The sequence below is a fragment of the Bradyrhizobium sp. P2_E8 genome (genome assembly GCF_056403875.1).
Genome location: NZ_JBFUES010000197.1, coordinates 1 through 9371, shown reverse-complemented (window position 1 = coordinate 9371; position 9371 = coordinate 1). Strand labels below are relative to the sequence as shown.

Genomic DNA, 9371 nt, shown 5'->3' with positions numbered 1-9371 from the left:
CTCCAACATCGCGCTCGACCTCATCGGCCAGGCACGCGAGCTCTACACCTATGCGGCCAAGACCGAAGGCAAGGACAACGACGAGGACAAGCTCGCTTACTTGCGCGACATCAGGCAGTACCGCAATCTGCTGCTGGTCGAGCAGCCCAACGGCGACTTCGCCCAGACCCTGGTGCGGCAGTTCTTCTATTCGGCCTTCGCCGACCTCTACTGGCGCGCGATGATGGCCTCGCGCGACACGACGCTCGCCGCCATCGCCGCCAAGTCCGAGAAGGAGAGCGCCTATCATCTGCGCCACGCCTCGGAATGGATCATCCGGCTCGGCGACGGCACGGACGAGAGCCATCGACGGGCGCAAGCCGCGATTGACCATCTCTGGGCCTTCACCGGTGAGATGTTTGCCGTCGATGACGGCGAACGCGCCCTGATCCATGCGGGTGTCGCCATCGATCCGGGTGTCTTGCGCGGGCGTTGGCTGCAGATGCTCTCCGATGTCGTCAGCGAAGCAACGCTCACGCTGCCGCAGAACGACTGGATGCAGCAGGGCGGCCGCGCGGGCCGGCATAGCGAGCATCTCGGCCATCTCCTGTCGGAGCTGCAATCGATGCAGCGTACCTTCCCGGGGCAGACATGGTGACGGTGCTCGAGAGCGGTGCCGATCTGCGCCAGCGCGCCTGGGATGCCGCGGCGGGCGTGGTCGATCCGGAAATCCCGGTGCTGACGATCGCCGATCTCGGCGTGCTCCGCGATGTCGTGCTCGATGGCGACCATGTCGAGGTCGCGATCACCCCGACCTATTCGGGCTGCCCGGCCATCAACATGATCGCGCTCGAAATCGAGGTCGCGCTGGAGCGCGCCGGCTTCCGCGGCTCAAAGGTGCGCACGGTGCTGTCGCCGGCCTGGACCACCGACTGGATGAGCGAGGAGGGCCGCCGCAAGCTGCGCGCCTACGGCATCGCGCCGCCGCAGGCCTCAAGCTCGCGCCGCGCGCTGTTCGGTGAGCAGTCTGTCGCGTGCCCGCAATGCGGCTCTGCGAGGACCGAGCTGTTGTCCGAATTCGGCTCGACGTCCTGCAAGGCGTTGTGGCGCTGCAAAGCCTGCCGCGAACCCTTCGATTACTTCAAGTGTCATTGACCATGTCAGCAGCCGCACCGCGTTTCCATCGCCTGGCCGTCAACGATCTCCGCCGCGAGGCCTCCGACGCCATCTCGATGACCTTCGCCATCCCCGGCGAACTCGCCAGCGATTATGCTTTCACGCCCGGGCAGTACCTCACGCTCCGCACGATGCTGGACGGTGAAGAGGTGCGCCGTTCCTATTCGATCTGCTCCGGCCCCGACGATGGCGAGATCCGCATCGCGGTGAAGAAGGTCGATGGCGGTGCGTTTTCGAGCTGGGCCGCTGATGAACTCAAATGCGGCGACGAGCTCGACGTGATGACGCCGACGGGCCGCTTCGGCGTGGTCGCGCCGGCCGATACGGGGCGGATCCATGTCGGCTTTGCCGCAGGTTCCGGCATCACGCCAATCCTGTCGATCGTGAAGGGCGTGCTCGCACGCGAACCGGCCAGCCGCTTCTTCCTGTTCTACGGCAATCGTACGACCGACAACATCATGTTCCTCGAGCCGCTCGAGGAGCTCAAGGACCGGTTCATCGACCGCCTCTCGATCTTTCACGTCATCTCCGGCGAGGAGCAGGACATCCCGATCCTGCATGGCCGGCTTAACGGCGACAAGGTGAGGGTGCTGCTGCGCTCGCTGGTGCCGGCGGCTAGCATCGATCACGTCTTCATCTGTGGTCCCCTCGGCATGAGCGAGGACATCGAGGTGACCTGCCGCGATCTCGGCATCGCGGACGAGCGCATCCACGTCGAGCGCTTTGTCTCGGAATTCGGCGGCAAGCCGCGGCCGAAGAAAGCCGTTGCGGCCGACGCGCCGCCGAAGGCGATCGCCTCGCTGATCATCGACGGCAAGCGACGCGACGTGCCGGTCGCCGAGGACGAAGCGATCCTCGATGCCGCGCTGCGCGCCGGCGTCGATCTGCCCTTCGCCTGCAAGGGCGGCATGTGCTCCACTTGCCGCGCCAAGCTGGTCGAGGGCGAGGCGCCAATGGACATCAACTATTCGCTGGAGCCGTGGGAGCTGAAGGCCGGCTTCGTCCTGACCTGCCAGGCCAAGCCATCGTCCGAGCGGGTCGTGGTCGACTATGACCATGTCTGATCAGGCGGATCAGTGCCCAACAATGCAAATGCGTCGCATTATTTGACACCCTGAACCAACCAGCAGAACATCATGTGCAAGCAATTGGCCGGGAGAAGCGCGTGAACGTCAAAGCCGCCCTGTCGCCTGAGGATATTGCCCGCGCCTGCGCCGATGCGATGTGGGCGGAGGACGATGCCTCCAAAGGTCTCGGCATGGAGATCGTCGAGATCGGTCCAGGCCTTGCGACGCTGGCCATGACGGTGCGGCCGGACATGGTCAACGGTCAGCGCATCGCCCATGGCGGCTTCATCTTCACGCTCGCAGATTCTGCCTTTGCGTTTGCCTGCAACTCGCACAATGAGCGTGTGGTCGCGGCGCAGGGCCAGATCACCTTCATCAAGCCCGGCAAGCTCGGCGATCGGCTCATTGCGAAGGCGCGGGAGATCAGCCGCAGCGGCCGCTCGGGGATCTACGACGTGCGTGTCACCGCAGGCGACACCGTCATCGCGGAATTCCGCGGGCATTCGCGTGTCATTCCCGGCACGTGGCTGCCGGCACAAGACCAATAAAGAAAAGAACAGACCAATGTGGGGAAACGAGGATGGCTCTGACCAGGCTCAAGGAAGGTGGCACCACCTATAGTGCCGAGATGGACGCGCATGAGCGCGCCTCGCGTGACGAGATCGTGGCATTGCAGAAGCAGCGGCTGGGCTGGTCGCTGAAGCACGCGTACGACAACGTCGCGCATTATCGCAAGGCCTTCGACGAGGCCGGCGTGCACCCGTCCGACTTTCGCGAGCTCTCCGATCTCGCGAAGTTTCCGTTCACGGTGAAAACGGATTTGCGCGACAATTATCCTTTCAACATGTTCGCGGTGCCGCGCGAAAAGCTGGTGCGCGTGCATGCCTCCTCCGGCACGACGGGTAAGCCGATCGTCGTCGGCTACACCCAACGCGATATCGACACATGGTCGGAGGTGATGGCGCGTTCGATCCGCGCCGCCGGCGGCCGCACCGGCATGATCATCCATAACGCCTATGGCTACGGCCTCTTCACCGGCGGGCTCGGGGTGCACTACGGCGCCGAAAAGCTCGGCTGCACGGTGGTGCCGATCTCCGGCGGCATGACCGAACGGCAGGTGCAGCTCATCAACGATTTCCGCCCCGACATCATCACGGTGACGCCGAGCTACATGCTGGCGATCCTGGACGAGTTCAAGCGCCAGAAGCTTGATCCGCGGCAGTGTTCGCTCAAGGTCGGCATTTTCGGCGCCGAGCCCTGGACCAATGCGATGCGCGGCGAGATCGAGGACGCTTTCGACATGGATGCGACCGACATCTACGGCCTGTCCGAGGTGATCGGCCCCGGCGTGGCGCAGGAGTGCATCGAGACCAAGGACGGCCTGCACATCTGGGAAGACCACTTCTATCCCGAAGTGATCGACCCCCAGACGGGCGCGGTGCTGCCCGATGGCGAGAAGGGCGAGCTGGTCTTCACCTCGCTCACCAAGGAAGCTTTCCCGGTGATCCGCTATCGCACCCGCGACCTGACACGGYTGCTGCCGGGCACGGCCCGGCCGGGCATGCGGCGCATGGAGAAGGTGACGGGCCGCTCGGACGACATGATCATCCTGCGCGGCGTCAACCTGTYCCCGACCCAGATCGAGGAGGTGCTGCTCGCCACCGACTGGTGCGGCGGCCACTTCATCCTCGAATTGACCCGCGAAGGCCGCATGGACGAGCTGACCATCATCGCCGAGGCACGGCCCGAAAGCTGGGACGGCCGCGGTCTCGTCGACCATGCCGACCGGATCGCGACCCACATCAAGAACACGATCGGCATCAGCTCCAATGTGCGGGTGGTCGCGCCCGCCACGCTGGAGCGTTCGCTCGGCAAGGCCAGGCGCCTCTACGACAAGCGGCCGAAGGATTGACTTGACCACCCGTAAGGGCGACAAGGCCCGCCAGAAATCGCGGGTCTTTCCGATGTCACCAGCCGATACCAAAGCCGTCGAAGCGCGCTGTGTGCGCCTCAATGCCAAGGCCGAGAGCGCGGCCGCGCTTGCGCCGGTTGTCGAGCGTCAGAGGCTCACGCGCGGTCCAAACGATGTCCTGATCGAGGTGAAGGCCGCCGCCGTCAATCCGTCCGACGTGAAGGCCGCGACCGGGCTGATGCCCTATGCCGTATTCCCGCGCACGCCGGGCCGCGATTACGCCGGCGTGGTGATCGATGGTCCGGCCGGCATGGTCGGCCGCGAAGTGTTCGGTTCCTCCGGCGATCTCGGCATCCGCCGCGACGGCACCCATGCCAGCCACCTCGTCGTCGAGCTCGACGCGATCGTGGAGAAACCCAGGACGGTGTCCTGGGAGGAGGCTGCCGGCATCGGCGTTCCCTTCGTCACAGCGATGGAAGGCTTTCGCCGCGCCGGCGTGCCGAAGGCCGGTGAGACCGTTCTGGTGTTCGGCGTCAACGGCAAGGTCGGCCAGGCCGCGGTGCAGATCGCGACCTGGCGGGGCGCGCGCGTCATCGGCGTGGTGCGCAAGGCGGAAGCTTATGAAGGCCACGCCAACGCGCCCATCGAGGTGATCGACGCCTCCGCCACCGACGTTGCCGCGCGTGTGCGCGAAGTGACCGGCGGCAAGGGCGCCGACATCGTCTTCAACACGGTCGGCGATCCCTATTTCCAGGCCGCGCACAAGTCGCTCGCCTTGCGCGGCCGCCAGATCCTGATCGCCGCGATCGACCGCATCGTGCAGTTCAACATCCTCGAGTTCTATCGGGGGCAGCACACTTATGTCGGCATCGATACGCTCGGCCTGTCTTCGACGGCGACAGGCGCGGTGCTGCGTGACCTCGGTCCCGGCTTCGCCAGCGGTCACCTGAAACCGTTTCCGATCAAGGCGAATGCCGTCTATCCGCTGGAGCGCGCCAAGGAGGCGTATGTCGCGGTCGCCGGCTCTTCGCGGGATCGCGTGATCCTGAAGCCGTAATCATGGACTCGTCCGCCCAACTCGTCATCCTCGCCGGCCTCGTCATCGGGTTCATTTACGGCGCCGTGGGTCTGCTCAGCGGCTTCTGCCTGATGAGCAGCATGCGCGGATTCCTCGCCGAAGGAGACGGCCGGCTGGTGCGGTCCTATGCGCTGGCGATTGCTGTCGCGATCGCCGCGAGCCAGGTCCTGGCCGGCAGCGGCGCCGTCGATCTCGGCAAGTCGATCTACCTGCAACAATCCTTCTCGGCGCCGGTGCTGTTCCTCGGCGGCCTGCTGTTCGGCTACGGCATGGTGCTGTCGAACGGCTGCGGCTCGCGCGCGCTGGTGCTGCTCGGCCGCGGCAATCTCCGTTCCTTCGTCGTCGTGATCGTGCTCGCCATCGCCGCGCAGATGACGCTCAAGGGCCTGATCGCGCCGGCGCGCATTGCGCTGGTTCAGGCCTCGCAAACCACGGTCAACACGAATTCGCTACCGTCGCTGCTGGCGGCGCTCGGTCCCTCTGAAGCTCTCTCGCGGGCGATTGCCGCAGCCGGGATCGTCGTCGCCCTGATCCTGTTCGCGTTCGCCCATCCGGTGTTTCGCCGTTCGCCGGGCCAGATCGCGGCGGGCGTCATCGTCGGTGTCCTCGTTGCGAGCGGTTGGTTCGTCACCGGCTATCTCGGCGCCGACGACTTCAATCCCGTCCCCGTGACCTCGCTCACCTTCATCGCGCCGATCGCCGATAGCCTGCAATATGCCATGCTCTCGACCGGCCTGACGCTGAATTTCAGCATCGCGACGGTTGCCGGCGTCTTCGCCGGCAGTCTGGCGACGGCACTCGCTACGGGTCGCTTCAAGCTCGAAGGCTATTCATCGCCGCGCCACATGCTGCGCTCAGGCAGCGGCGCCGCGCTGATGGGCATCGGCGGCGTGATGGCGTTCGGCTGCTCGATCGGACAGGGATTGACTGGCGTGTCGACGCTGGCGCTGGGCTCGTTCGTTGCGCTCGCCGGCATCCTGCTCGGTACGACGGCGGGCCTGCGCGGCGTGCTGCGCGTTCAACCTCTCGCGATGGCCTGACCGCGCAGCAGGCGATCCCCGAGCGTTGCCAGGCCGATGCCGGCGACGATCAGTCCGGCCGCGACAGCAAGGCTCATGTCGATCGGTTCGCCCAGCAGGATCGCCGCACTGGCGATGCCGACGAGTGGTGTCGCCGTGGTGCCGAGCGACGTCGTCAACGCAGAGATGCTCTTGTTGACCATCGACATCGCCCAATAGGCAAGCGCCGTCCCGATCAGGCCGGAATAGAGGAACAGGAGCACGAGCCTCCACGACCATTCTGCGTGTGGCAGGCCGTCCGCGATTGTCGCGCTGACAGTCAGGACGATCGTTGCGACGAGTACCTGCCAGATCAGCAGCTGGAGCGGAGAGGCGATCCAGCGATGCGCGCGAATATAGATGATGTTCGCGGCCCAGGAGATCGCGGCCAGGATGACCATGCCGGCGCCGAGCACGACGTTGGTATTGGTCCAGTCGATCGATGCCGGGTTCAGAATCACGGCAAGGCCGATCAACCCAAGCAGCGCGCCGGCGAGTTTGGGCGCGGTCAGTGTATCTTTCGCGAGCAGGGGCGCTGCGATCGCGACCCAGAGCGGCGTGGTGTAGCCGAGCACGATGGCCTTGCTCGCGGGCAGGAAGCGCACACCAGCCGCAACCAGGACCGAGAACACCGTCATGTGCAGCAGCGCGACGCTCAGGACCACAGGAATGTCGCGCCGCTCCGGGATCACCAGATTGTTGCTCAGTCCGAGGATCACGAACAGTCCGGCCAGCGCGATCCAGCTCCGGATCGCTGAAGCCCACAGCGGGGAGAGGAACTGGACGAGCTGCTTCGTCACCGACCAGTTCACGCCCCAGGCCAGCACGACGATGAGGAACAGGCCGACGGCGGCACGGGGTGACAGGGAGTTCATTTCGGAGATCCTTGAAGCAGTCCGGCCTGGCGGATAGCATCCGGGCTGGCACCAGTAAAAGTGCCAGATCGTGAAGGAATAAGGTGCCAGTTTCAGAAGAGATGATCGCCGGCCTGATCGAGCTGAAGCGGACCGGCGAGGAAGGGCTGATGGCTCAACTGACGAGCCAGCTCAGGGAGCTGATCGGAAGCGGCCGCATCGGCAGGGGCCGCGGGCTGCCGTCGAGCCGACAGCTTGCGAGCGATCTCGGCGTCTCCCGCAACACCGTGACCTATGCGTTCGAGCAGCTTGCCGCCGAAGGATATCTGGCTGCGTCGCGCGGGCGGCGCCCGGTCGTGACGGTCGACGGCGGTGAGCGTATCGAAGCAGCTGGCGCCGCGACATCACGTGTCCGCGCCGGCGCGCCGCGCCTCTCTCCCTGGGCCTCTAGGCTTAAGCAGGCGGACTGGCCGATGTCCTATCTGGCGCAGCTGAAACCCCTGCGGCCGGGGCATGGCGATTTCAGGGAGTTTCCGAACGAGGTCTGGGCCCGCTGTCTGCGCCGCAGCGCCGTGCGTGCGGCCAGGCGCGAGCTTGGCCCCGTCAACCGTCCGCGCCTGCGCGAGGCGCTGGCGCATTATTTGGCAACCAGCAGAGGCGTTCGCGCCACGGCGGACCAGATCATGATCCTGCCGAGCGCGCAGGCCGCGCTCACTTTGATCGCGGCGGCCGTGATCACGCAAGGTGACGAGGTCTGGGTCGAGGATCCCGGCTATCCCGGAGCCGCGGCTGCCTTCCGTGCCTCCGGCGCGCGCGTGGCCGGCATCAGGCTGGACGAGCAGGGCATGCAGCGGATGCCGGGCCTTGCGGCTCCAACCCTGATCTTCATGACGCCTTCGCACCAGCATCCGACCGGCCGGCTGATGTCGCTGGCCCGCCGCACCGAATTCTTGGGCATGAGCAAGCCCGGCAAGACCTGGATCGTGGAGGACGATTACGACGGCGAATTCCACTATGACAGCCGGCCGGTGCCGGCGTTGCAGGGGCTCGATACCCATGGCCGCGTCTTCTATGTCGGTACGTTCTCGAAGGCGATGACCTCGGATATCCGGCTCGGCTATCTCGTCGTGCCGCCGGCGCTGGTCAGCACCCTCGAGATCGCGCAGCGGCATATCGGACTGATCGCTGCCAGCCATGTTCAGGAAGCGCTGGCCGAGTTCATTGCCGACGGGCATTTCCTCGCGCATCTGCGCCGGATGCGCCGGCTCTATCACGCACGCCGCGATCATCTCGCCGAGGGACTGGAGCGCCATCTTGGCGAGGTGCTTACGGTCGAAGTGCCCTCGGGCGGCATCCAGCTCGTCGCGCGCCTCAAGCGCGGTCGCGCTGAYCAGGCCGCGGTCAAGCGGCTGGTCGAAGCGGGGGTCGAGACGCGCGCCTTGTCCAGCCTTGCGCTCGGCCGGCCGCGCGATCACGGCCTGCTGCTCGGCTTTGCGGCATGGCGCGAGAACGAGATCAGCGCCGCCGTGCGGACGATGGCATCGTGCTTCTAGCGCGCAGCGCTAGTCCACGGCCTTGGTCACGATGCGGATCTCCGAGGTCAGCGTGCGATGCACCGGACACTTGTCGGCGATCTCCATCAGCTTCTTGCGCTGCTCGGCATCGAGCGCGCCGTCCATCGCGATGTCGCGCTCGATCTGGTCGAGCATGCCCTCGCGCGTCTCGCACTCCGCGCAATCCTTGGCGTAGATCTTGGAATGTTTCAGCGTGACCGTGACGCGGTCGAGCGGCAGCGACTTGCGGTCGGCATACAGGCGCATGGTCATGGAGGTGCAGGCACCGAGGCCTGCGAGCAGGAAGTCATAGGGGCCGGGGCCGGCATCCTCGCCGCCGGCAGCGACCGGCTCGTCCGCCACCAGATGATGTGGCCCGACGGTGATGATCTGGTTGAACTTGCTCTTGCGGGTCTCCTGCACCACCACCTTGCGCGGCTCCTCGACGAGATCGATCGCCTTGGCGGGCCTTGCGGCTTCGATGTAGCGGCTTGCCCAGGCCGCGATCATGTCGGCCGCATAGAGCGCGTCGGCCGGCCTGGTGAGGAGATGATCGGCGTGGTCGAGCGAGACGAAGCTCTTGGAATGCTTGGCCGCGACGAAGATCTTGGTCGCATTGTCGATGCCCACGGTGTCGTCGACTGGCGAGTGCATCACCAGCAACGCCTTGTGCAGGCCGGTGACGTCCTTGATC

Annotated in this window: 10 protein-coding genes; 8 read left to right on the top strand and 2 right to left on the bottom strand. The window is 65.7% G+C overall.

Going from position 1 to position 9371, the window contains the following annotated elements; translation table 11 throughout:
- From paaC to AC1D00_RS13550, 7 genes are all read left to right on the top strand, one after another.
- The coding region (paaC, locus tag AC1D00_RS13580; protein ID WP_477011016.1) for a 1,2-phenylacetyl-CoA epoxidase subunit PaaC at window positions 1-637 on the top strand (637 nt) is incomplete at its 5' end.
- Window positions 631-1134: a 1,2-phenylacetyl-CoA epoxidase subunit PaaD gene (gene paaD / locus AC1D00_RS13575; protein WP_477011015.1), complete on the top strand. Its 504-nt coding sequence runs from the start codon at window positions 631-633 to the stop codon at window positions 1132-1134. The genes paaC and paaD, both read left to right, overlap by 7 nt.
- Window positions 1135-1136: 2 nt before the next feature.
- A complete protein-coding gene (gene paaE / locus AC1D00_RS13570) occupies window positions 1137-2219 on the top strand; it encodes a 1,2-phenylacetyl-CoA epoxidase subunit PaaE (RefSeq protein WP_477011014.1) in 1083 nt (360 codons plus the stop codon).
- Window positions 2220-2320: 101 nt separating this feature from the next.
- A complete protein-coding gene (gene paaI, locus AC1D00_RS13565; protein ID WP_477011013.1) occupies window positions 2321-2770 on the top strand; it encodes a hydroxyphenylacetyl-CoA thioesterase PaaI in 450 nt (149 codons plus the stop codon).
- 32 nt (window positions 2771-2802) lie between these two features.
- The gene (gene paaK, locus AC1D00_RS13560) at window positions 2803-4134 is read left to right on the top strand and encodes a phenylacetate--CoA ligase PaaK (protein WP_477011012.1); all 1332 of its coding nucleotides are present in this window, start codon (window positions 2803-2805) and stop codon (window positions 4132-4134) included.
- A gap of 52 nt (window positions 4135-4186) precedes the next feature.
- A complete protein-coding gene (locus AC1D00_RS13555; protein ID WP_477011018.1) occupies window positions 4187-5191 on the top strand; it encodes a quinone oxidoreductase family protein in 1005 nt (334 codons plus the stop codon).
- 2 nt (window positions 5192-5193) lie between these two features.
- The gene (locus AC1D00_RS13550) at window positions 5194-6252 is read left to right on the top strand and encodes a YeeE/YedE family protein (RefSeq protein ID WP_477011011.1); all 1059 of its coding nucleotides are present in this window, start codon (window positions 5194-5196) and stop codon (window positions 6250-6252) included.
- On the opposite strand, the gene AC1D00_RS13545 is transcribed toward AC1D00_RS13550, so the two are convergent.
- A complete protein-coding gene (locus AC1D00_RS13545) occupies window positions 6231-7145 on the bottom strand; it encodes a DMT family transporter (RefSeq protein WP_477011010.1) in 915 nt (304 codons plus the stop codon). The two genes, AC1D00_RS13550 and AC1D00_RS13545, sit on opposite strands and share 22 nt — an antisense overlap.
- 101 nt (window positions 7146-7246) lie before the next feature.
- On the opposite strand from AC1D00_RS13545, the gene pdxR reads away from it, so the two are divergent.
- Complete coding sequence (gene pdxR / locus AC1D00_RS13540) at window positions 7247-8677, top strand: MocR-like pyridoxine biosynthesis transcription factor PdxR (RefSeq protein ID WP_477011017.1); 1431 nt, start codon at window positions 7247-7249, stop codon at window positions 8675-8677.
- 9 nt (window positions 8678-8686) lie between these two features.
- Here the strand turns inward: pdxR and AC1D00_RS13535 are convergent.
- The coding region (locus AC1D00_RS13535) for a bifunctional alpha/beta hydrolase/OsmC family protein (protein WP_477011009.1) at window positions 8687-9371 on the bottom strand (685 nt) is incomplete at its 5' end.